The 21,103-nt window shown below is 63.6% G+C and carries 21 protein-coding genes; 14 read left to right on the plus strand and 7 right to left on the minus strand.

Annotated elements, in window-relative coordinates:
- Positions 1–18 precede the first annotated feature (18 nt).
- Positions 19–204, minus strand: coding sequence for a hypothetical protein (locus XI06_RS18855; protein WP_237869203.1), 186 nt, complete (start codon positions 202–204; stop codon positions 19–21).
- Between the two features lie 140 nt (positions 205–344).
- On the opposite strand from XI06_RS18855, the gene XI06_RS18860 reads away from it, so the two are divergent.
- Positions 345–1,001 carry a hypothetical protein gene (locus XI06_RS18860; protein WP_271606117.1) on the plus strand — a complete coding sequence of 219 codons (657 nt, stop codon included), beginning with the start codon at positions 345–347 and terminating at the stop codon, positions 999–1,001.
- A gap of 95 nt (positions 1,002–1,096) precedes the next feature.
- Here the strand turns inward: XI06_RS18860 and XI06_RS18865 are convergent, their stop codons facing one another.
- Together XI06_RS18865 and parE are read right to left on the minus strand one after the other, a co-directional pair.
- Positions 1,097–1,882, minus strand: coding sequence for an outer membrane protein (locus tag XI06_RS18865; protein WP_271606118.1), 786 nt, complete (start codon positions 1,880–1,882; stop codon positions 1,097–1,099).
- 427 nt (positions 1,883–2,309) lie between these two features.
- The gene (parE, locus tag XI06_RS18870; RefSeq protein ID WP_237857996.1) at positions 2,310–4,358 is read right to left on the minus strand and encodes a DNA topoisomerase IV subunit B; all 2,049 of its coding nucleotides are present in this window, start codon (positions 4,356–4,358) and stop codon (positions 2,310–2,312) included.
- A gap of 274 nt (positions 4,359–4,632) precedes the next feature.
- On the opposite strand from parE, the gene XI06_RS18875 reads away from it, so the two are divergent.
- The 3 genes from XI06_RS18875 to argC all read left to right on the plus strand — a co-directional run bounded on the left by XI06_RS18875 (position 4,633) and on the right by argC (position 7,037).
- The gene (locus tag XI06_RS18875; RefSeq protein WP_237869199.1) at positions 4,633–5,163 is read left to right on the plus strand and encodes a DedA family protein; all 531 of its coding nucleotides are present in this window, start codon (positions 4,633–4,635) and stop codon (positions 5,161–5,163) included.
- Positions 5,164–5,388: 225 nt separating this feature from the next.
- Positions 5,389–6,057 (plus strand): FMN-binding negative transcriptional regulator, encoded by a 669-nt coding sequence (locus tag XI06_RS18880; RefSeq protein WP_271606119.1) that lies wholly within the window; start codon positions 5,389–5,391, stop codon positions 6,055–6,057.
- A complete protein-coding gene (gene argC / locus XI06_RS18885; protein ID WP_237869197.1) occupies positions 6,054–7,037 on the plus strand; it encodes an N-acetyl-gamma-glutamyl-phosphate reductase in 984 nt (327 codons plus the stop codon). Before XI06_RS18880 ends, argC begins: the two co-directional genes overlap by 4 nt.
- A 123-nt stretch (positions 7,038–7,160) precedes the next feature.
- Here argC and XI06_RS18890 read toward each other — a convergent pair whose 3' ends face one another.
- Both XI06_RS18890 and XI06_RS18895 read right to left on the minus strand, forming a co-directional pair.
- Positions 7,161–7,559, minus strand: coding sequence for an MAPEG family protein (locus XI06_RS18890; RefSeq protein ID WP_128952007.1), 399 nt, complete (start codon positions 7,557–7,559; stop codon positions 7,161–7,163).
- Between the two features lie 58 nt (positions 7,560–7,617).
- Positions 7,618–9,435, minus strand: a complete 1,818-nt coding sequence (locus XI06_RS18895; protein WP_237857992.1) for a PHA/PHB synthase family protein — start codon at positions 9,433–9,435, stop codon at positions 7,618–7,620.
- A gap of 253 nt (positions 9,436–9,688) precedes the next feature.
- Here XI06_RS18895 and XI06_RS18900 point away from each other — a divergent pair, with 253 nt between their 5' ends.
- From XI06_RS18900 to XI06_RS18920, 5 genes are all read left to right on the plus strand, one after another.
- Complete coding sequence (locus XI06_RS18900) at positions 9,689–9,964, plus strand: hypothetical protein (RefSeq protein WP_237857991.1); 276 nt, start codon at positions 9,689–9,691, stop codon at positions 9,962–9,964.
- A 306-nt stretch (positions 9,965–10,270) separates the two neighbouring features.
- Entirely contained in the window at positions 10,271–11,491 is a 1,221-nt protein-coding gene (locus tag XI06_RS18905; protein ID WP_237891915.1) for an LL-diaminopimelate aminotransferase, read from the plus strand.
- A gap of 28 nt (positions 11,492–11,519) precedes the next feature.
- Positions 11,520–12,836 (plus strand): homoserine dehydrogenase, encoded by a 1,317-nt coding sequence (locus XI06_RS18910; RefSeq protein ID WP_237857990.1) that lies wholly within the window; start codon positions 11,520–11,522, stop codon positions 12,834–12,836.
- Positions 12,837–12,916: 80 nt separating this feature from the next.
- The gene (gene glpX / locus XI06_RS18915; RefSeq protein WP_128952004.1) at positions 12,917–13,918 is read left to right on the plus strand and encodes a class II fructose-bisphosphatase; all 1,002 of its coding nucleotides are present in this window, start codon (positions 12,917–12,919) and stop codon (positions 13,916–13,918) included.
- 142 nt (positions 13,919–14,060) lie between these two features.
- The gene (locus XI06_RS18920; protein ID WP_237857989.1) at positions 14,061–14,780 is read left to right on the plus strand and encodes a haloacid dehalogenase type II; all 720 of its coding nucleotides are present in this window, start codon (positions 14,061–14,063) and stop codon (positions 14,778–14,780) included.
- A gap of 7 nt (positions 14,781–14,787) precedes the next feature.
- Here XI06_RS18920 and XI06_RS18925 read toward each other — a convergent pair whose 3' ends face one another.
- Positions 14,788–15,663, minus strand: a complete 876-nt coding sequence (locus XI06_RS18925; protein WP_237857988.1) for an ABC transporter substrate-binding protein — start codon at positions 15,661–15,663, stop codon at positions 14,788–14,790.
- Between the two features lie 97 nt (positions 15,664–15,760).
- On the opposite strand from XI06_RS18925, the gene XI06_RS18930 reads away from it, so the two are divergent.
- Positions 15,761–16,687, plus strand: a complete 927-nt coding sequence (locus XI06_RS18930; protein ID WP_237857987.1) for a LysR family transcriptional regulator — start codon at positions 15,761–15,763, stop codon at positions 16,685–16,687.
- A gap of 18 nt (positions 16,688–16,705) precedes the next feature.
- Here the strand turns inward: XI06_RS18930 and XI06_RS18935 are convergent, their stop codons facing one another.
- Positions 16,706–17,371, minus strand: a complete 666-nt coding sequence (locus XI06_RS18935; protein ID WP_271606120.1) for a GntR family transcriptional regulator — start codon at positions 17,369–17,371, stop codon at positions 16,706–16,708.
- A gap of 115 nt (positions 17,372–17,486) precedes the next feature.
- Between XI06_RS18935 and XI06_RS18940 the strand changes: the two genes are divergently transcribed.
- The 4 genes from XI06_RS18940 to XI06_RS18955 are packed head-to-tail and all read left to right on the plus strand — an operon-like array spanning position 17,487 to position 21,097.
- Positions 17,487–18,281, plus strand: coding sequence for an enoyl-CoA hydratase/isomerase family protein (locus tag XI06_RS18940; RefSeq protein ID WP_237857985.1), 795 nt, complete (start codon positions 17,487–17,489; stop codon positions 18,279–18,281).
- A gap of 9 nt (positions 18,282–18,290) precedes the next feature.
- Positions 18,291–19,550: a CaiB/BaiF CoA transferase family protein gene (locus XI06_RS18945; RefSeq protein ID WP_237891902.1), complete on the plus strand. Its 1,260-nt coding sequence runs from the start codon at positions 18,291–18,293 to the stop codon at positions 19,548–19,550.
- A gap of 55 nt (positions 19,551–19,605) precedes the next feature.
- Positions 19,606–20,598, plus strand: coding sequence for a Bug family tripartite tricarboxylate transporter substrate binding protein (locus XI06_RS18950; protein ID WP_271606121.1), 993 nt, complete (start codon positions 19,606–19,608; stop codon positions 20,596–20,598).
- Between the two features lie 16 nt (positions 20,599–20,614).
- On the plus strand, positions 20,615–21,097 hold the full coding sequence (locus XI06_RS18955) for a tripartite tricarboxylate transporter TctB family protein (protein ID WP_237857982.1): 483 nt from the start codon (positions 20,615–20,617) through the stop codon (positions 21,095–21,097).
- Positions 21,098–21,103 lie beyond the last annotated feature (6 nt).

The raw sequence follows: 21,103 nt of genomic DNA on the forward strand, positions 1-21,103 counted from the left end.
TTCACTTCCTGGTTTCTTTTATTGGTTGCTCTGCCAGATCAGGACCAGCCCGAATCCGGCCATGGCAGCGCCATAGCCGGCCCATTGCAGCTGGTTGATCATGAAGCTCGATCGCGGCCAGGCGACGGTGCCCGTGCCCTGTCCGATCCAGAGCAGCCCGATAGCGAGGGCAAACAGGCCTGCTACAAGCAGAAATCTGCGCATGCATTCCTCCCGATCGGCCTGATTCTGTCGTGACCCGCGGCAGGAACGATCGCCGCTGGTCACGAAAACTTCCCGCCAGACTAGCCGTAGCTTCAGTTCAGATACAATGGCTGCGGAGGCATAGCCGCAGAGGAGAATGCATGTCCGTGCGCAAGCTGATCTCCAGACGCAAGATGATCTTGGGCGCAGCTGCTGCGGCCGTGCTTGTCGCGGCTTATGCGGGTATTCCTCGCCAAGCGGATCTCCGGGCGTTCGATCCGGGCGAGATGGCACGGCTCGAGACCGCGATGTGGCGCGACTATTACGACAAGCGCTATGCCGCGCTGTTTTACCATCTCTATGCCTCGACGCGGACGCAGTTCGGCTTTTCCCCGTTCAGGAGCCTGCATATTGCGTTCAGTGCCGCCGAGGCAGCCAAGGCGTTCCAGCCGACGCACTCACGGCAGGAGGCTGATAAGGCGCTGCCGGCGCTCGTGGGCTACTACCGCGATTTCGCAGCGGCCGCGCCCGTGGCGTTTGACGTCGAAGAGGCGGCTCGTCTCGAGCTCGACTGGTGGCAGGCGCGCCGCGAGGCGGTCGGCCCGCAGGACTATGGTTTGACGATCGCACGTGTGGCAGCGCTGACCTATGGCAAGAGCGCCGACGACGCAGGGATCAGGCAGTTCGGGATCGTTCGGGCGGAAGCGATGGCGTTCCGTGATGCCAAGGCCGAGGCCATCACCGAGGCCGATTGGGCCACCGTCGAAACCAAGCTTGCCGGCGCCTACCAGTCGCTGAAGGCGAGCGTTGCGCGTTAGAAGGGCCTCATAACGAAAAAGCCCCGGCGAAGCCGGGGCTTTGACGTCTAAACTTTCGTTCAGCTCAGTACTTGTAAGCTCAGTACGTTCTAAGCTCAGTACTTGGCGACGACCGGACCGGTCCAGTTGAAGCGATAGACCAGCGAGGTCGAGATCGTCTGGTTCCAGCTGTTGGCGCGGATGCTGTTCACGCCGGTCGGCAGGTTGGTTGCGTCGACGATTTCATCGCGGGTCTTGGCATCGTAGAAGGCCGAGCGGTATTCGGTCTTCATGAACCAGCCGGGCGAGGAGATACCGAAGATGTTCAGGCTGTTCTCGACGCCGCCGCCGACGAACCAGCCGTTACGGTTGTAGCCGTTGAGGTGGAGGCCGGTCGGGCCGCCAGCCAGGTTGGTGAAGCTGGTGCTGCCGAAGTGGGCGCCCGAGTAACCGCCGTTGACGTAGGACAGAACGTTCGGAGCGACCAGCCAGCCGAGGCGCACGCCGGCGGCCCAGGAGTCTTCCAGCTTCTGCTTACCGGTGAGGCCGAGGAGCGGATCCTGCATGGTGCCGCTGATGCTGCCGAACTGACCGTCAGCGAACACGCCGGCGACCCAGGTGCTATTGAACTGCCAGTCGTAGCCGAGACCGACGGTGCCGAACCAGCCCGAACCACCCTGACGCTGGGTGATCGTGAGCGGAGTGCCCGTCGTGGTCGAGACGATGCTCTGGTCGGAGTTCGAGAGGCCACCGCCGCCGCCGCCGAAGATGTAGAAGCCGGTCCAGTTGGCAACCGGAGCAACCATCGGGGCCTTCACGTAGGGACGGGCAGCCAGGTCAGCAGCTGAAGCCGAACCGGTCATTGCCGCAATCGCGGTCAGAGCGAGTGCAATCTTCTTCATGATGAAATCCCCAACCTTGGTTCGTAGCAGGCGCGAGCGCACTGAAGTCCGTGTGATCTGATGCCCGGACTATAGACGGTTCTCGCCGAAATGCTGTTGCAGCGCAGGCACAGTCGCCGGAAAACGCCCCGCGCCCCCGGTTCCAAGGCGTCATTGCAGGAATCTGAAAAGCCAAGTGAATTCATGATGTTGTAGGGATCTCCGGCTTTTCCCTTTGGGTAGGTTTTCGTTAGGAATTCGCCTTTGTCCGAAATGGAGGCAATTCTGCCTCGGCCGTGGGGCGGCTTGGGCCCCGTGAGTCGCTGGCCGAGTCGCACGCCTGAGAGGCGGATCGCCATGGAATCAATCACCGGGAAGGCCAAGTGTACCGCCCCGAAAATGAAAAGCCCCGGCCTTAAGCCGGGGCTTTTGAACGGGAATCGCAGGGTCAGACGTCGAGCAGTTCGTCGCTGGCGAACTCGGCCTTGTCGGAGATGAAGGCAAAGCGCGCTTCGGCCTTTGTCCCCATCAGGCGCTCCACCGAATCTGCCGTGGTGTCGCGGTCGTCCGGCAGCAGGACCACCTTGAGCAACGTCCGCTTGCTCGGATCCATGGTGGTTTCCTTGAGCTGCGCCGGCATCATCTCGCCTAGGCCTTTGAAGCGATTCACCTCGACCTTTGCGTTGGCGTTGAACGTGCTCTTGATCAGCTCGTCCTTGTGCTTGTCGTCGCGCGCGTAGACCGACTTAGTGCCGTGGGTGAGCTTGTAAAGCGGCGGCACCGCGAGGAAGAGGTGCCCTTCGTCGATCAGCTTCGGCATCTGCCGGTAGAAGAAGGTGATCAGCAGCGAGGCGATGTGGGCGCCGTCGACGTCGGCGTCGGTCATGATGATGATGCGCTGATAGCGCAGATCCTCTTCCCGATAGTGCAGAAGTTGTCCGCAGCCGATCGCTTGCACGAGATCGGAGAGCTGGGCGTTCGCGGTGAGCTTGTCCTTGCCGGCGGAAGCCACGTTGAGGATTTTTCCGCGCAAGGGCAGTACGGCTTGCGTCTTGCGGTCGCGCGCCTGCTTGGCGCTGCCGCCGGCCGAGTCGCCCTCGACGATGAAGAGCTCGGAGCCATCGGTGCCCGCGTCGGTGCAGTCGGCGAGCTTGCCGGGCAGGCGCAGCTTCTTGCCGGCCGTCTTGCGCGCCGTTTCCTTTTCCTGGCGGCGGCGCAGCCGCTCCTCGGCGCGGTCGATCACGAAGTCGAGCAGCCGGTTGGCCATGTTCGGATTGCCCGACAGCCAATGGTCGAACGGATCCTTCATCGCCTGTTCGACGATGCGCTGCGCTTCGGCGGTGGCGAGACGATCCTTGGTCTGGCCCTGGAATTCAGGCTCGCGCACGAACACCGAGAGCATCACGGCGGCGCCCACCATCACATCTTCCGAGGTGATGGACGAGGCGCGCTTGCCCTGGCCGACGCGTTCGGCGTGGTCCTTCAGTCCGCGCAGCAGCGCTGAGCGTAAGCCCGATTCATGCGTGCCGCCATCGGGCGTCGGCACCGTGTTGGTGTAGGACGACAGGAAGCCGTCGGCATCCGCGGTCCAGGCCACGGCCCATTCGCAGGCGCCATGCGCGCCATTGCGGCCCGACTTGCCCGAGAAGATATCCGGGTGCACCAGCGTGTCGGCGTGGATCGCCGCCGCCAGATAATCCTTGAGACCTCCGGGGAAATGGAAGGTTGCTTCCGCCGGCACGTCCTCGACGCCCTTGAGCAACTCGGGCGCGCAGTTCCAGCGGATCTCGACACCCCCGAACAGATAGGCCTTCGAGCGCGTCATCTTGAACAGGCGCTGCGGCTTGAACGCGGCCTTGGCGCCGAAGATGTCGGTATCCGGCTTGAAGCGAACGCGCGTGCCGCGGCGGTTGTTGACCTTGCCGAGATCCTCGAGCTTGCCCTTGGGATGGCCTCGCTCGAACGACATGCGATAGAGCTTCTGGCTGCGCGCGACCTCGACCTCGAGGCGCGAGGAGAGGGCATTCACCACGGAGATGCCGACGCCATGCAGACCGCCCGAGGTCTCGTAGACCTTGCTGTCGAACTTGCCGCCCGAATGCAGTGTGCACATGATGACTTCGAGCGCCGACTTCTTCGGGAACTTCGGATGCGGATCGATCGGAATGCCGCGGCCGTTGTCGGTGACGGTGAGGAACCCGTCAGCGGAGAGCTCGACGCCTATGAAGGTTGCGTGCCCCGCCAGCGCCTCGTCCATCGAGTTGTCGATGACCTCGGCGAACAAATGATGCAGCGCCTTTTCGTCGGTGCCGCCGATATACATGCCTGGCCGGCGCCGCACCGGCTCCAGGCCCTCGAGCACCTCGATGTCGGCGGCCGTGTAATCGGCCTCACCGCCGCTCGCGCGCGGAGCGGCCTTCGCGGCGCTTGCGCGCCCCTTCGGCTCATTACCCTCGAACAAATCGTCTTTATCTTTCGTTTTCAACTGCTTGGACATATATCTTGATGCGTTCTGAGGGCCGCGCAGGCGGCGAATCGGTTAAGGGCGACTATGCCACTTCTGGGATCGAAAGGTTACCACGGGGGCGTGTGGGCGCTGTGGGTGGGAGCTAATGCCGGCGAATTTACGCCGCAAGCTAACCAAGTCCCGGCAATTTGACGGCCTGGCCGGCCTGGGCCCGGCTTTGTGACTTGATGTCACACAAGCCCTTGGCTTACCAGTCTTTTCCATCTGGCAGGACCTCGAGGCGGGGCGGGAAGGCTAATCTGGAATGGAGCAGTTTGCGCACGCACTGGCCGATTTCGTGCGCCTTCATCAGGCCTGGGCTGCCCCGATCGTGTTCCTGCTGGCGTTCGGGGAATCGCTGGCTTTCATCTCACTCCTGATCCCGGCCTGGGGGGCGCTGGTCGCCATCGGTGCGTTGATCGGGGCGAGCGGCATCAGCTTCTATCCGATCTGGATCGCCGGCGCGTTCGGCGCGGCGCTCGGCGACTGGGTCTCCTACTGGTTCGGCTATCGCTACAAGGAACACGTTGCGCAGATGTGGCCGCTCTCGCGCTATCCGGACATCCTGCCGAGGGGCGAGGCCTTCGTGCGCAGCTGGGGCGTTCCCAGCATCTTCATCGGCCGCTTCTTCGGCCCGTTGCGCGCCTCCGTGCCGCTCGCGGCCGGCATTTTCGAAATGCCGTATTGGAGCTTCCAGGCCGCCAATTTCGTCTCGGCACTGGTCTGGGCGGCGGCACTGCTGCTGTTCGGCGATGTCATCGCCAGGATCATGGAATGGATCTGGCGCCTCATCTGACGCCGTGAACCTTGACGGGAACTGCATCTGGCCTTATAGCCGCGCGCCATGATCAACGCCGCGACCATCCTGTTCGCCCGTCGCCGCCGCCGCAGCTTTGCGGTTTGGGCGGTCGATCGCGTTTGAGATCATCGTCTTTGCCGCTGGACCCGATCCGCGGCATTCTCTCTCCTGTCAGCGCGATCTGATCCGGCGGCCCCCGAGGAGGCCCAGCAGGAGACCACGATGTACACGCCACCCTTTTTCAAGCCGGATCGCACCGCAAGCCTGAAATTTGCAGGCGAGCGCGGTTTCGGCACGATGTGCGCCTTCGATGGCCACAAACCGACCGCCTCGCCGCTGCCGTTCTATTTGACCTATGCGGCCGACGGCACGCCGCAGGCCGCCTTTCATGTCGCCCGTCACAATCCGCTGGTAAAGCTTGCGGACGGCGCGACGTCGTGGCTGCTCGCGATCAATGGTCCGGATGCCTATGTCTCGCCGGACTGGTACGTCTCACCGGATCAGGTGCCGACCTGGCTCTACCAGTCGGTTCATCTGAGCGGTCCGGTGCGATTGCTGTCGGATGGTGAGCTCTCGGTTCAAATCGATACGCTCAGCGAAAAGTTCGAGAACTGGCTGTTGCCGAAGAAGCCGTGGACCTCGGGCAAGATGACGGCAGGTCGGCTTGAGGCGATGAAGAAGGGGATCGTGGGACTGGTCATGACGGTTGAAGAGGTCGAAGGCAGCTTCAAGCTCAACCAGCACAAATCGGACGCCGACTACGTGGCGATCGCCAATGCGCTTGGCGCGCAAGCCCACGCCGACGCGAGAGAGATCGCGCAACTGATGCAGGACGCAAGGCCCGAGGCTTTCGCGAACGAAACCAAAATGCTCGAAAGGACCGCACCATGAGCCTCACGGATACCACCAAAGCTCCGATCTCTGGCGCGGCCAAGAAGCCTGCCACCGTCTTCGTCGATGGCGGCTCCGGCACCACCGGGCTCGGCATCAATGAGCGGCTGAAGCTCCAGAACGATGTCGTGGTGAAGACGATCGCCGACGACAAGCGCAAGGACCCTGCGGCCAAGAAGGCGCTGATGGAGGAGGTGGATCTCGTCATCCTCTGCCTGCCTGACGATGCCGCCAGGGAGACCGTCGCTCTGATCGACAGCATGGGCGGCTCGGGGCCGAAGGTACTGGACGCCTCGACCGCCTACCGGGTCGCGCCTGACTGGGCTTACGGTTTTCCGGAGCTGGCGCCGGACCAGGCCGGCAAGATCAAGGCTGCGAAGAAAGTCTCCAATCCCGGCTGCTATCCGACCGGCGGCATCGCGCTGCTGCGGCCGATCGTCGATGCCGGCCTGTTGCCGCCTGACTATCCCATCAGCGTCAACGCCGTGAGCGGCTATTCCGGCGGCGGCAAGTCGATGATCGCGAGCTTCGAAGACGGCAGCGCGCCGTCCTTCGAGCTCTACGGCCTCGGCTTCGAGCACAAGCATCTGCCGGAGCTGCAGCTCTATTCGAACCTGACGCGGCGGCCGATCTTCATTCCCTCGGTCGGCAATTACCGGCAGGGCATGCTGGTCTCGATCCCGCTGCAGCTCGATACGCTGCCGGGCAAGCCAGGCGGTGTCGACTTGCAGGCCGCGCTCGCGAAGCGCTATGCCGGCTCGAAATACGTCAAGGCGATGCCGCTCCAGAACGAGGCGAGCAAGGGCGGCCGGCTCGAGCCGGAGGCTCTCAATGAGACCAACATGCTCGAGCTCTACGTCTTCGCCAGCGACAAGTACCACCAGGCGGTGCTGGTCGCGCGGCTGGACAATCTCGGCAAGGGCGCCTCGGGTGCTGCCGTGCAGAACATGCGGCTGATGCTGGGCCTGCCGGAGGAATAGGGGGCGGCTTTCGCCTTCGTCATGGCCGGGCTTGTCCCGGCCATGCAAGCGCGCCAAACAAGGAGGCGAGGATCACCTGGAGCCGCGGACGTTCCACGCCTGAGTATCCTAACTCGCAGTTCCTCAGAACACCTTGAAGATCGCTAGCGCCAGCACAGCCTGTGCCAGGAAGCCGACGGTGAAGGCGAGGGTGCGGAACACTGGAATGCCCAGCGCGTAGACGATCAGATGCGCAACGCGCGCCCAGAAATAGACGACGCAGGCGAGCACCGTCCATTTCGAGGAATAGTCAATCGCGTTCAGGATCAGCACCAGCGGCGCGAACAGCACGAGGTTCTCGACCGCATTGTCGTGCGCGAACATCAAGCGGTTGGCCCATTCGGCTTGCGGCTTGTCGCCGCGTGCGGGGTTGGCCATGGCGCCGCTGAGCCCGCGAACCTGGCAGCGGTTGATGGTGTAGGGAATCCAGAGGATCCCGGTCAGGATCACCGTACAGGTCAGCCAGAACAATTCACGCGTCATAACCCGGTCCCCTCCAAAATCGATGCCGTGAGCTTATACGAAAACGCGCGGCCCTGCGCTATGCGCGAACCCTGACATAGCTGCCGGGCGCGTCCTCGATCGGCGGCAGCGCTTCGCTTCCGACGCTGCGCGCCGGCACTTCCTCCGGATCGAGCCCGCCCAGCCATTCGCGCCAGTCCGGCCACCACGAGCCCTTGTGCTCCACCGCGCCCTTCATCCACTCGGCGACGCTGACGTTCTTGATGTTGTCGTTGGTCCAGTACTGGTACTTGTTCGAGGCTGGCGGATTGACGACGCCGGCGATGTGGCCCGAGCCTGATAGTACGTACTTCACGGGCCCGCCAAAGAATTGCGAGCCATACAGCACCGATTCCGCCGGCGCGATGTGGTCCTCGCGCGTGGCGAGGTTGTAGACCGGCACCTTGACCTTGGAGAGATCGAGCAGGGTGTTGTCGAGCACCATGGTGCCGGTCGACAACCGGTTCTCCAGATAGCAGTTGCGCAGATAGTAGGAATGGTTGGCCTGCGTCATCCGCGTTGCGTCGGAATTCCAGTGCAACAGGTCGAACGCGCTCGGCTGCTGGCCCTTGAGGTAGTTGCTGACGACGTAGGACCAGATCAGGTCGTTGGAGCGCAGCATGTTGAAGGCCATCGCCATCTTGGAGCCTTCGAGCACACCGGAGGCCTTCATGTCCTGCTCGAGCGCCGCGATCTGGTCTTCGTCCACGAACACGAGCAAATCGCCGGCATGGGTGAAGTCGACCTGGGCGGCGAAGAACGTCGCCGAGGTCACGCGCTGGCGCCGCTTCTCGGCAAGCCAGGCCAGCGTGGTCGCGAGCATGGTGCCGCCGACGCAATAGCCGGCCGTGTGCACCTTCATCTCGCCGGTGACCTTCTCGATCACGTCCATCGCCGTGAGCGGGCCTTCCTTCATGTAATCTTCCCAGCTCTTGGCGCCGAGCTTCTTGTCGGGATTGACCCATGAGATCACGAACACGGTGATGCCCTGATCGACGCACCACTTGATGTAGGATTTCTCCGGCTTGAGATCGAGGATGTAGAACTTGTTGATCCAGGGCGGCACGATCAGCAGCGGCGTGCGCAGCACCTTCTCCGTGGTCGGCGCATACTGGATCAGCTGCATCATCTCGTTCTGGTAGATCACCTTGCCCGGAGTCGTCGCCATGTTGACGCCGACGACGAGGTTGTCCGGGTTGGACTGGCGGATCTTCAGCATGCCCTTGCCGGCGGCGATGTCCTCCGCCAGCATGGTCAGGCCGCGCGCGAGGTTCTCGCCGCTGCTGGCAACGGTTTCGCGCAGCACCTCCGGATTGGTCAACACGAAGTTCGACGGCGAGATCGCGTTGGTGACCTGCTGCACGTAGAACTCGGCCTTGCGGCGGGTCGCCGGATCAAGCTCCGCGTCGCGCACCAGCTCCTGGGCAAATTTGCTGGTGAGCAGATAGAGCTGCATGACGAAATCGAAGAACTGGTTCGATTTCCATTCCGGATCGGCGAAGCGCTTGTCGCGCGGCGAGGGCGCGATCGCGGCCTGTGCCTCCTGGCCGGCCATCCGCCGCGCCGCCGAGCCCCAGAGATCGAGATAGTCCTTGGCGAGCTTGGTCTGGAGGTCGGACGCACGCGACTGGTCCGACAGCCAGTATTCGGCGACCGATGTGAAGGTCTTGACGACCTCAGCGAGCTCGGCCGGCGGACGGTCCTGCACCTCGCCGCTCTCGCGCGGCTTGAGATACGCGGCGAGCGCCTTGCCGCCGCTCTCCATCGCCCGCGCGACATTCATCGCGAAGGCTTCCGCATCAAACTTCGTTTCAGACTTTGTCCCGGATTTGGGCGTGTCGGTTGTGGCGATACTCATGAGGACGACAGTAACGATTCATTCCGTATTCGTCACCGCGAAGCTCGCTGGTTTCGCGCGAAACAGGCGCGAAGATGTGCTGCACTGCGACAGGGCTTCTTGCTTTTGTCACAATCGCAGTGCACGTTTTATGCCGTGGGCCTTGGATGATTTCTCGCTCGTACCATTTGTGGGCAGCAATGGTTTGAGCTTGAGCGGATTGTTGGTTAAGTTGCCGGCAGCCGTGCGTTGGGACGTGTAGGGGAATTCCCAAGTGTTGGCGTTATGGGACCTGCAAAAGTCGCGGCTTGTAGGCTGCGCGCTGCTCATGGCAGCGTTCGCCCTGGGCGGTTGTTCGAGCCAGCTCGCGGACATGTCCGCGGCCGACACGGCTGCTCACCCCAAGGAGCCCGGCGCCTATTTGCCGGTGCACGATTTGCCACCTGACCGTGATCAGGCAATCATCCCGCCGGACCAACGCGCCAAGATCGAGGCCGAGCTTGCAGCTGCGCGCGACCGCCAGGCCGTCGCCGCCAAGGATGCCAAATAGGGCTACCAAAATAGGGGCAGCCAAGTCAGCGGCGCAAAACAAAGTCAGGGCCGGCAAACGGGAGCGGGACGGCCATCGCGCGGCGCAACGTAATCTCTGGCGCCCCCGCCACTCCGTGCTAAAAGACTTCAATTCAGCCGAGAGTCAGGGCGAAGGAGTTCAGTCCTTGTCGCCGAAAATTGCTCCAAGTGTTTGATTTTGAGTGATTTTCGAGTGTCGGGCGATGTCTCCTCGAAGGGACGGACATTGCCCCTCGATTCTGTCCTGACCGGTTGCCCGGAGCCCCAAGAACCTATGTCTGGACCCATGGAAGAGTTTTACCGCATCCGCCGCCTACCGCCTTACGTGTTCGAGCAGGTCAACCGGGCCAAGGCGGCCGCGCGGAATGCCGGCGCCGACATCATCGATCTCGGCATGGGCAATCCGGATCTGCCGGCCCCGCCACACGTGCTGGAGAAGCTCAAGGAGACGCTGGGCAAGCCGCGCACCGACCGCTACTCGGCCTCCCGCGGCATCCCCGGCCTGCGCCGGGCCCAGGCTGCGTATTACGAGCGCCGCTTCGGCGTGAAGCTTAATCCCGACACCCAGGTGGTGGCGACGCTAGGCTCCAAGGAAGGCTTTGCCAACGTGGCGCAGGCCATCACTGCGCCCGGCGACGTCATCCTCTGCCCGAACCCGAGCTATCCGATTCATGCCTTCGGCTTTTTGATGGCGGGCGGCGTGATCCGCTCGGTGCCCTCGGAGCCGACGCCGCAATTCTTCGAGGCGGTGGAGCGCGCGATCGTGCATTCGATTCCGAAGCCGCTCGCGCTCGTGGTCTGCTATCCCTCGAACCCGACCGCCTATGTCGCGAGCCTCGATTTCTACAAGGACCTCGTGGCGTTTGCGAAGAAGCACGAGATCCTGATCCTGTCGGATCTCGCTTACGCCGAGGTCTATTTCGACGAGAGCAATCCGCCGCCCTCGGTGCTCCAGGTGCCCGGCGCGATCGACGTCACCGTCGAGTTCACCTCGATGTCGAAGACCTATTCGATGGCTGGCTGGCGCATGGGCTTTGCGGTCGGCAATGACCGCGTCATCGCAGCGCTCGCCCGCGTCAAATCCTATCTCGACTACGGCGCCTTCACGCCCGTGCAGGTCGCCGCAACCGCGGCGCTGAACGGTCCTGATGATTGCATCAAGGAGATGCGCGACACCTATCGCAAGCGCCGCGACGCGCTGGTGGAATCATTCGGCCGGGCGGGGTGGGAAATTCCGCCGCCGGAAGCTTCGATGTTCGCCTGGGTGCCGCTTCCGGAGGCTTTCCGCAGCGTCGGCAGCATGCAGTTCGCAACCCTGATGGTGGAGAGATCAGGCGTCGCGGTCTCGCCCGGCGTCGGCTTCGGCGAGCATGGTGAAGGATATGTCCGCATCGCCATGGTGGAAAACGAGCAACGGATCAGGCAGGCCGCGCGCGGCGTGCGCCGCTTCCTTGAAAGCGGCATCGAAACGTTGCACAACGTCGTTCCACTCGCCACCAGGCGCTAATTCTCTTCTGCAGGTTCACCGAAGCATCATGGTTGCACCCCTGAAAGTGGGCATAGCGGGGCTCGGCACCGTGGGTGCCGAAGTTGTCCGTTTGATCGAAACGCAGGCGCGCGTGCTTGCGGGCCGCAGCGGCCGCGGCATTCGCGTCGTCGCCGTCACCGCGCGCTCGAAGGCCAAGAAGCGCGGCATTGACCTGCGCGGCGTCGAATGGGTGAAGGATCCGCTTGCCCTCGCCACGCATCCGGAGGTCGACTGCTTCGTCGAGCTGATGGGTGGCGCCGGCGATCCCGCGCTCTCGGCGGTCGAAGCCGCGCTGAGCGCCGGCAAATCTGTTGTCACGGCGAACAAGGCGCTGCTCGCCAAGCACGGGATCAAGCTGGCAAAGGCCGCTGAAAAGCATGGCGGTGCGCTGAACTACGAGGCAGCGGTCGGCGCGGCGATCCCCGTCATCAAGACATTACGTGAAGGTCTTGCCGGAACCGGCATCAACCGCGTCTACGGCATCCTCAACGGCACCTGCAATTACATCCTGACGCGGATGGAGCAGGAGGGCCTGTCGTTCGCCGAGTGCCTCAAGGATGCGCAGCGGCTCGGCTATGCCGAAGCCAACCCGTCCTTCGACGTCGATGGTCACGACACCGCGCAGAAGCTTGCGATCCTCGCCAGCCTCGCTTTCGGCACGAAAGTTGCTCAAAGCGCGGTGTATGTCGAAGGTATCTCCTCCATCGCACCGGAAGATCTTCGCGCGGCCGCTGATCTCGGCTACCGCGTCAAGCTGCTCGGCGTTGCCGTTCGCACCGCCAAGGGCATCGAGCAGCGCGTGCATCCGACCATGGTTCCCAAGACATCCTCGATCGCGCAGGTGATGGGTGTCACCAATGCGGTCACGATCGATGGCGAGGGTATTCCGCCGATCACGCTGGTCGGCCCCGGTGCAGGCGGTGCTGCGACCGCATCCGCTGTCGTTGCCGATATCGCCGACGTCGCGCGCGGCATTCGCGCCAACCCGTTCGGCCGGCCGATCGCGCAGCTTCGCGACACCAAGAAGGCGCCGATGGAGCGGCACGAAGGCGGCTACTACATCCGCCTGCTGGCGCGCGATTTTCCGGGCACCGCGGCTGCAATCGCGACCCGGCTCGCAGAGCAGAAGATTTCGATCGAGTCGATCGTGCAGCGTCATCCCAATGGCGGCGCTGCGCCGGCCGACGGCAAGGCGGTCCCCGTGCCCGTCATTCTGATCACCTACGCCACGCATGAGGACGCCGTGCGCCGCGCGCTTTCCGCCGTGCAGAAGGACAAGGTGATCAGCGGGCGGCCGCAGGTCATACGGATAGAGAAGAACTGACACGGTTCGAACGAACTGTGGGTGTTACGAGTTGATGCGGACGGAGATTTCCGTCTCAAACGTTTCGAAGGAGTTAGCCGATGTCGACCCATATTTCAGTGCCGCCGCAAGCATTGCTCGAGCGCATTCTCACGCTGGAGATCGTGCGCGTGACGGAGCGGGCGGCGGTGTCGTCGGCGCGGCTGCGCGGGCACGGGCAGGAGAAGGCCGCCGATCAGGCCGCCGTCGACGCGATGCGCCGCGAGCTCAACAAGCTGCCGATCCAGGGCACCATCGTGATCGGCGAGGGCGAGCGCGACGAAGCGCCGATGCTCTTCATCGGCGAGAAGGTCGGCGTGAATGCCGGCCCCGAGGTCGATATCGCGGTCGACCCGCTCGAAGGCACCACGCTGTGCGCCAAGAACATGCCGGGCTCGATCGCCACCATGGCGATGGCCGACGGCGGCACGCTGCTGCACGCGCCCGACGTCTACATGCAGAAGCTCGCGATCGGTCCGGGCTACGACAAGGGTGTCGTCGAGCTCGACGCATCGCCGGCCGAAAACGTCCGCCGTCTCGCCAAGGCCAAGGGCGTCAAGCCTGAGGGCATCACTGTGCTCGTGCTCGACCGTCCCCGTCATGCCAGCATCATCGAGAGCGTGCGCTCGACCGGCGCTGCCGTCCGCCTCATCACCGACGGCGACGTTGCCGGCGTGATCCACACCGCCGACCCTGACAACACCGGCGTCGACATGTATCTCGGCACTGGCGGCGCGCCGGAAGGCGTGCTCGCGGCCGTGGCGCTACGCTGCATCGGTGGCCAGATGCAGTGCCGGCTGATCCTCGATTCCGGTGAGAAGATCGAGCGCGCCGCCAAGATGGGCGTCAACGATCCCAAGATGATCTACGGCATCGAGGACATGGCGCGCGGCGACTGCTTGTTCGCCGCCACCGGCGTCACGACCGGTTCACTGCTGTCGGGCGTCAAATTCCGCAAGGACGGCGTAATCGAGACCGAGACGGTGGTGATGCGCTCCGTCACGGGCACCGTGCGCTACATCAAGGCCGAACACCGCGAGCTCGCGAAGTTCCATTTGGACTAGGTGCCTCCGTCATTCCGGGGCGACGGGACCGCGCGAAGCGCGCGGCCCGGAGAACCCGGAATCTCGCGCCACAACTTCTGGATTCCGGGTTCGCGCTCTGCGCGCCCCGGAACGACAACAAGAATAATCAGGGGAAGCGCCCATGTCCGATCTCTCCGCCGTCAAAGCCCTGATCTTCGACGTGTTCGGTACCGTCGTGGACTGGCGCACCAGCCTGATCACCGACTTCATGTGGTGGGGGAAGGGCCGCGGCATCAACGCCGACTGGACCGCGCTCGTCGATGGCTGGCGCGGCATGTATGTCGCCTCGATGCAGGACGTACGTGAGCATCCCGAGCGCGGTTATGTCATGCTCGACGATCTGCATCGCCGCTCGCTGGAAAAGCTGGTCGAGAAGTTCGCGATCAAGGGCCTCACCGATACCGATCTCGATCATCTCACCAAGGGCTGGCACCGCCTCAATCCCTGGCCCGACAGCGTCGCCGGCCTGACACGGCTGAAGACCAAATTCGTGATCGCGCCGCTGTCGAACGGCAACGTCGCATTGCTCACCAACATGGCGAAGTTCGCAGGCCTGCCCTGGGACCTCATCATGTCGGCCGAGCTGTTCGAGCACTACAAGCCCGATCCCGAAACCTATCTCGGCGCCGCAAAGCTTCTCGGCCTCAAGCCCGAGCAGGTGATGATGGTCGCCGCCCACAATGGCGATCTCGCCGCTGCGCAGAAGTACGGTCTCAAGACCGCGTTCGTCGCGCGGCCGACTGAGTACGGGCCGTTGCAGAAGGTCGATTTCGACGCGACTGGCAATTGGGACATCATCGCGAAGGATTTTGGCGGCATCGCCGACAAGCTCGGCTGCTAACGAGCGCTCAAATTCTCCCGAACGCCACCGTTGCCTTGTCGTAGCTGCCGTCCCCCATCGTACCGTCCTTGAAGATCCCGTGCTTCTCGATCCAGTCGAACGACTGCTCGTAGATTTCGCGCGTATAGGGTTCGAACACGATGCGCTCGCCCGGGCCCCAGCGCCTGGTGTCCATGGCTGCGTGGAAGCGGTCCGGGAATTCATTCTTGTAGTAGTGCGTGAACAGCTCAGGACGCAGGTCGATGTCGCGCTGAGCCTTCCTCAGCGCGCGGAAGTAGCGCTTGATGTCTTCGGGCGCCGGATCGCCATTGATCATGGACGCGATCATGAACGTCGTATCGATGATCTTGCGATAGCCGAGCTGCTCCGCGAAATAATAGGGGCCGTTGAATAAAGAGGCTGCCTCGCTCTTGCCTTCGAACAGCAGCTCCATCCGCCGGAAGAGCATGCCGTCCTCGAAGGTGAGATTGATCTGGCCGGGCGCAAGATACGGCTCGAGCGCCTGGATCGTCGAATAATGGCTGCCTGACTGGAAGCCGACCGAGATCGGTACACCGGCGAGATCGGCGGGTGTGCGGATCGTCGAATCCGCGGGAACGAAGATGCCTGAAGGTGCGACCGAATAGACGTCGGCGTAGAGCTTGGCGTGACCGTTCGAGGCGGCGACGTTGACGGTCCAGTGGCAGGCGCAGCTGACGTCGGCCTTGCGGCCCTTCTCGATGCTCTGGAAGGCACCTTCATTGACCTTGTTGTGGTGCTGGCCCTCGGTCGAGCGGATCAGCTCGCGGAACTCGTAATCGAGCCCTTCATCGCGGAAGTAGCCCTTCTCCTCGGCCACCCATTCCTGCAGGCGGAAGTGAGACTCGATCACGAATTTGGTCATGGCGTCCTCCGTGTCGGCTGCGGTCTTTCGACCGTTCGATTGACGACAGGATAGCAAAGCGCGAAGCTCAATCCATGGCCGCCAGGGAATGTTTCACATGCCAACAATGGAATCTTCCGGGATCGACTTCCGCGACTTGCGCGTGCTCGACGCCTTGATCCGCGAGGGCAGCATCACGCGCGCGGCCGTGAGCCTCGAGACGACGCAGCCCGCGATCAGCAAGCTGCTGGCGCGCCTGCGGCTGCGTTTCGACGATCCCCTGTTCGTGCGGCGCGGCAGCGGCGTGCAGCCGACGGCACGTACCGTCGAGATGGCTGAGCAAATCCGCGCCCTGCTCGAGATGGCGGATCGGCTCTGGCAGGAGCGGCTGCCGTTCGATCCCGCGAAATCCGAGAAGACCTTCAGTCTGCTTCTGACCGACGTCGGCATGGTGCGGTTCCTGCCGCCTTTGGTCGCGCGTCTTTCCGAACTCGCGCCGCATGTCCAGGTGCGCGCAATCCCGCTCGATTCCCGGCACTTTGCCGTCAAGCTGGCGTCGGGAGAGGCGGACCTTGCTCTCGGCGCCTTGCCGCGCGCGGCCGGGCATCTTCGCTCGCAGCGGCTCTATTCCGACGGCTACGCAAGCGTCGTGCGGCGCGGCCATCCGAGGCCGTCGGCGGCGCGCACGCGGCGGGGATTCCTCGACGAGAACCATATCCTGATCACCGCGTCCGAGACCGGGCATGCGGCCCATCTCGAAACGCAGCGCGTGCTGACGCGCGCAATCGCGCGCACAAATATCCTGTTGCAGGTGCCGAGCTTCATTGCCGGTGCGATCGTCGCCTCGCAAACCGACGGGGTTGCGACCTTGCCCGCCAACCTTGCCGCGATCCTCGCCGAACCGCTCGGGATGACCGTGTTCAAGACGCCGGTCGCATTGCCGCGGATCGAGATCGCCCAATACTGGCACGAGCGCTACCATCGCGATCCCGCCCACCGCTGGCTGCGGTCGGTCACGCTCGGTCTGTTCGGCAACCGCGCCTAGCAGGCGAGGGAGGCCGCCTCACGCAATCTTCAGCGTGGGCTCGCTCGATTCCGTTTCCGCAAAGCCCGCCTGCAAGACCTCTTCGCGCTTGTGGCGCAGATGCGCGCGCAAGATGTGCGAGAGGCCGGCGCCGTCGCGGCGCTGGAGTGCGTTCAGGATGGCTTCGTGCTCGCTGACGGCGAGGGCCCAGCGCTGTGGCGTCATCGGCGTGACGTAGCGGGCGCGGCGGATGCGCGCGGTCACCGATGCGTAGAGCCCCGCAAGCACGGGATTGCCGGCGGCGTTGACGATCCCCTCGTGGATGGCGCGGTTGCCGCGATAATACTGGATCAGATCGCCTTCGCGATAATGCTGCACCATGGCGGCGTGCGCCGCGGCTATGTCCGTAATCTCGCGATCAGTGATGCGCTCGCAGGCGAGCTCGCCCGCCAGCGCCTCGAGGCCCTGGCAGACCTCGAAGAGGTCGCGCATGTCCTTGTCGGTCAGCTTTGCCGCGCGCGAGCCGCGATGCGGCAGCAGCTGAACGAGGCCCTCGGCCGCCAGCACCTTGAGCGCTTCGCGCAGCGGCGTGCGCGAGATCTCCAGCCGTTCGCACAGCTCGCGCTCTGGAATCCGCGCGCCCGGCGGGATCTCGCCGTCGAGCAGAATGTCGCGGATGCGGCCAACGACCTCCTCATGCAGCATGGGACATCTCTATTTTTGAATTCAAAAATGATCCAATAGACGAAAGTTAGGTAATTATATCTTGAAAATTACAACTTTTGCATTCAAAAATGCAAAAACAGATGGGATCGAGGAAATGGACCAAGCCGTAGCGGCGGACGACCTCGTTTTTGAATGCAGGGACGGGATCGGACTGATCACGTTCAACCGCCCGCAGGCGCGCAACGCCTTCACCTTCGCCATGTATGAGCGGCTCGCGGCGATTTGCGAGCAGGCCAATGACGACAGGTCCATCAAGGTGCTCGTGCTGCGCGGGGCCGGCGACAAGGCCTTCGCCTCAGGCACCGACATCAACCAGTTCCGCGAGTTCAAAACGCCGCAGGACTCGATCGACTACGAGAACCGGATCGATCGGGTGCTCACCACGCTCGAACAATGCCGGGTGCCCACCATCGCCGCGATCAACGGCTTCTGCACCGGCGGCGGGGCGGGCATTGCCGCCGCCTGCGACCTGCGCATCGGCACATCGAGCACCAAGATCGGCTTTCCCATTGCCCGGACGCTCGGCAATTGCCTCTCGATGTCCAATGTCAGCCGTCTCACTGCGCTGATCGGGGCGGCGCGGGTCAAGGATCTGATCTTCACAGCGCGGCTGGTCGATGCGGCCGAGGCCGCAGGAATCGGGCTGCTTGGTGAGGTCGTCGAGGACCTTGCGGCGCTCGACAAGCGCGCCGACGAGGTCGCGCGCCTCGTTGCCAGCCATGCGCCGCTGACACTGAACGCGACCAAGCAGGCGGTCGCCCGCCTGCAGCGGCGGCTGACGCGGGACGAAGGCGAAGACCTCATCCTGATGTGCTACACGAGCCAGGATTTTCGCGAAGGGCTCGATGCTTTCCTCAGCAAGCGCGCCCCGCAGTGGCGCGGACAATAGGACGCCCCGATGCAAAGCGATCGTTCGCAATCCGCCTCACGCCGCTCCGGCCCGCTTGCCGGCCTCAAGGTCATTGATCTCACCCACGTCATGGCGGGGCCGACCTGCACCTTGATGCTCGCCGACATGGGCGCCGACGTCATCAAGATCGAGAAATGGCCGAACGGCGACGACACCCGCCATTCGGTGCCGCCCAAAATTGGTGACCAGGCCGCTTCGTTCCTGATGATGAACCGCAACAAGCGGGGCATCGTGCTGGATCTCAAGACCGATGGCGGCAAGGAGGTGTTGCGGCGCTTGATCGCAGACGCCGACGTGCTGGTCGAGAATTTTGCGCCGGGCGCGATGGAACGGCTGGGTTTCGGCTACGAAGAGCTGCACAAGCAGTTTCCATCTCTGATCTATTGCTCCCTGTCTGGTTTCGGTCGCACCGGCCCTTACAAACACCGCCGCGGTTTTGACCTTGTCGCGCAGGCCATGAGCGGCATCATGAGCTTCACCGGCGAGCGTCCCGATGGCCCGCCGGTCAAATGCGGCCCGCCGCTATCAGACATCACCGCCGGCCTGCTCGCGAGCATGGGCATCCTCGCCGCCTATACGCATCGCCTGAAGACCGGGGAGGGGCAGTGGGTCGAGACGTCGCTCTATGAGGCCGCGCTGGTGCAGACCTATTGGCAATCGACCATTGCGCTCGCCGCCGGCACCGCGCCGCGCGCGATGGGTTCGGCCCATCCGCTCAATGCGCCATATCAGGCGTTCGAGGCGTCCGACGGCTGGCTCGTGGTCGGCGGCGCCAACAAGAAGCACTGGCTGCTGATGCTGGAAGCGCTCGGCGCGAGCGAACTCGCCGCCGATCCGCGCTTCGTCACTGGCGCCGACCGCATGGCGAATTTGAAAGAGCTCGAAGCTGTCCTGAGTGAACGTTTCCGGACGCAGACGCGCGCGCACTGGCTCGCGGCGCTGGACGAGAAGGGCGTGCCTTGCGGCCCTGTGCACAACATGCTCGAGGCTTTGAGCGATCCGCAGACGCTGGCGCGCGAGATGGTCGTAGAGGTCGAGCATTCCACGCTTGGCCCGGTCAAGACGATCGGGCTGCCGGTCAAATTCTCGGAGACCCCGGGCAAGGTCGCATCAGGCGCGCCTGTCTATGGCGAACATACGCGCGAGGTGCTGGCCGAGCACGGCTTCGACCAGGCGCAAATCGAAGCGCTCGAGCAAGAAGGTGCAATCGTCTCGGCCGCAGGGGAGCGCGAAGAACGCGTCGCCTGAGCGGACGTCGAGACGATTGATCTAACAAAACAGAAAAAATCAGTTGGAGGAAATCATGCGTGGGACGTCTCTCTTCCTGTTGTCCGTCAGCGCGACCGTGCTCGCAGGCCCGATGCCTGCGTTCGCGGCGTGGCAGCCGCAGAAGCCGATCGAGTTTGTGGCGACCGCCGGTCCCGGAGGCGGCACCGACAATCTCGCCCGCGCGGTGCAAAACATCATCACCAAGTACAAGCTGACGGATCAACCGATCGTCGTCGTCAACAAGGGGGGCGGCAGCGGCGCCGAAGGCTATGTCTACGGCAAGGCCTCCGCCGGCGATCCCTACAAGGTGATCTTCGGCACCTCGAACGCCTGGCAGCAGCCGCTCGTCTCCAAGGTCGCCTTCAACTACACGGACCTGACCCCGATCGCGGCGATGGCGCAGGACGAGTTCCTGCTCTGGGTGAAACAGGACGCGCCCTACAAAACCGCCGGCGACTATCTGAAGGCGGCTGCGTCAGGCGACTTCAAGATGGGCGGCGCGCAGTCCAAGGACACCGACGAGGTGCTGACGCGCATGATCGAGAAGACCGGGCACGTCAAGCTCACCTATATTCCCTTCAAGAGCGGCGCCGAGGCTGCCGTGCAGCTCGCCGGCGGGCATCTCGATTCCCACGTCAACAATCCCAGTGAGAGCTTGGGGCAGTGGCGCGGCGGCACGCAGCGTCCGCTCTGCGTGTTCAGCCCGAAGCACCTGCCGGAAGGTCCAAAGATCACGGCCACCGAAGGCTGGGGCGACGTTCCGACCTGCGTCGAGCAGGGACTTGACATCAAGCAATATGAGCAGCCGCGGACGGTCTGGCTGCCCGGCAAGGTCACGCCGGAGCAGGCTGCCTACTATGTCGACCTCATGAAGAAGGTGCAGGCGACAGCGGAATGGAAGGACTACATCGAGAAGACCTCCCAGGTCGACACGTTCCTGACCGGTGCCGAGTTCGACAAGTTCATCAAGGAGGATCTCGAGCACGTGAAACAGGTGGCAAGCGAGCAGGGCTGGCTGGTCAAGTGAGGATCAGGAGCCTTCCATGATCTCACGCCGCGCCCTCGAACTTGCGACCGCCATCCTCACCGGCAGCTTTGGCGTCGCTGTGGCGGTCCAGAGCCTGGACAACGGCATCGGCTGGTCGACCGAGGGTGTCGAGTCAGGCACATTTCCGTTCCTGACTGGCATCATCATCGTCGCCGGCAGTCTCTACAATCTGACGCGCGGCGTGATGCCGGCGGCTTCGCTGGCGAGCGTTCCCGTCGCCATCACGTCGATCGAGCTGCGGCGACTGGCGGGCCTGTTCGTGCCGGCGGCAATCTTCGTCGCCGCCATCCCGCTGCTCGGGATGTATGTCGCGTCGGCGGCCTATGTTCTCGCGGTGCTCGCAATCCCGCGGCATCGATCTGTCTTGCTATCGGCGGTGACGGCGGCGGCCACGGCGCTCGCGCTCTATGTCGTGTTCGAGCGCATGTTCCAGGTGTCGCTGCCGCACGGCGCGCTCGCCGCGGCGCTGGGGTTCTGAGGGGAG

It is taken from the genome of Bradyrhizobium sp. CCBAU 11434, assembly GCF_028128895.1.
GTDB classification, from domain to species: domain Bacteria; phylum Pseudomonadota; class Alphaproteobacteria; order Rhizobiales; family Xanthobacteraceae; genus Bradyrhizobium; species Bradyrhizobium zhengyangense.

Excerpts from the sequence above, each read along its gene's own strand:
- XI06_RS18855 (WP_237869203.1), bottom strand. The coding sequence starts at position 204 with ATGCGCAGATTTCTGCTTGTAGCAGGCCTGTTTGCCCTCGCTATCGGG.
- XI06_RS18860 (WP_271606117.1), top strand. The coding sequence starts at position 345 with ATGTCCGTGCGCAAGCTGATCTCCAGACGCAAGATGATCTTGGGCGCA.
- XI06_RS18865 (WP_271606118.1), bottom strand. The coding sequence starts at position 1,882 with ATGAAGAAGATTGCACTCGCTCTGACCGCGATTGCGGCAATGACCGGT.
- parE (WP_237857996.1), bottom strand. The coding sequence starts at position 4,358 with ATGTCCAAGCAGTTGAAAACGAAAGATAAAGACGATTTGTTCGAGGGT.
- XI06_RS18875 (WP_237869199.1), top strand. The coding sequence starts at position 4,633 with ATGGAGCAGTTTGCGCACGCACTGGCCGATTTCGTGCGCCTTCATCAG.
- XI06_RS18880 (WP_271606119.1), top strand. The coding sequence starts at position 5,389 with ATGTACACGCCACCCTTTTTCAAGCCGGATCGCACCGCAAGCCTGAAA.
- argC (WP_237869197.1), top strand. The coding sequence starts at position 6,054 with ATGAGCCTCACGGATACCACCAAAGCTCCGATCTCTGGCGCGGCCAAG.
- XI06_RS18890 (WP_128952007.1), bottom strand. The coding sequence starts at position 7,559 with ATGACGCGTGAATTGTTCTGGCTGACCTGTACGGTGATCCTGACCGGG.
- XI06_RS18895 (WP_237857992.1), bottom strand. The coding sequence starts at position 9,435 with ATGAGTATCGCCACAACCGACACGCCCAAATCCGGGACAAAGTCTGAA.
- XI06_RS18905 (WP_237891915.1), top strand. The coding sequence starts at position 10,271 with ATGGAAGAGTTTTACCGCATCCGCCGCCTACCGCCTTACGTGTTCGAG.
- XI06_RS18910 (WP_237857990.1), top strand. The coding sequence starts at position 11,520 with ATGGTTGCACCCCTGAAAGTGGGCATAGCGGGGCTCGGCACCGTGGGT.
- glpX (WP_128952004.1), top strand. The coding sequence starts at position 12,917 with ATGTCGACCCATATTTCAGTGCCGCCGCAAGCATTGCTCGAGCGCATT.
- XI06_RS18920 (WP_237857989.1), top strand. The coding sequence starts at position 14,061 with ATGTCCGATCTCTCCGCCGTCAAAGCCCTGATCTTCGACGTGTTCGGT.
- XI06_RS18925 (WP_237857988.1), bottom strand. The coding sequence starts at position 15,663 with ATGACCAAATTCGTGATCGAGTCTCACTTCCGCCTGCAGGAATGGGTG.
- XI06_RS18930 (WP_237857987.1), top strand. The coding sequence starts at position 15,761 with ATGCCAACAATGGAATCTTCCGGGATCGACTTCCGCGACTTGCGCGTG.
- XI06_RS18935 (WP_271606120.1), bottom strand. The coding sequence starts at position 17,371 with ATGCTGCATGAGGAGGTCGTTGGCCGCATCCGCGACATTCTGCTCGAC.
- XI06_RS18940 (WP_237857985.1), top strand. The coding sequence starts at position 17,487 with ATGGACCAAGCCGTAGCGGCGGACGACCTCGTTTTTGAATGCAGGGAC.
- XI06_RS18945 (WP_237891902.1), top strand. The coding sequence starts at position 18,291 with ATGCAAAGCGATCGTTCGCAATCCGCCTCACGCCGCTCCGGCCCGCTT.
- XI06_RS18950 (WP_271606121.1), top strand. The coding sequence starts at position 19,606 with ATGCGTGGGACGTCTCTCTTCCTGTTGTCCGTCAGCGCGACCGTGCTC.
- XI06_RS18955 (WP_237857982.1), top strand. The coding sequence starts at position 20,615 with ATGATCTCACGCCGCGCCCTCGAACTTGCGACCGCCATCCTCACCGGC.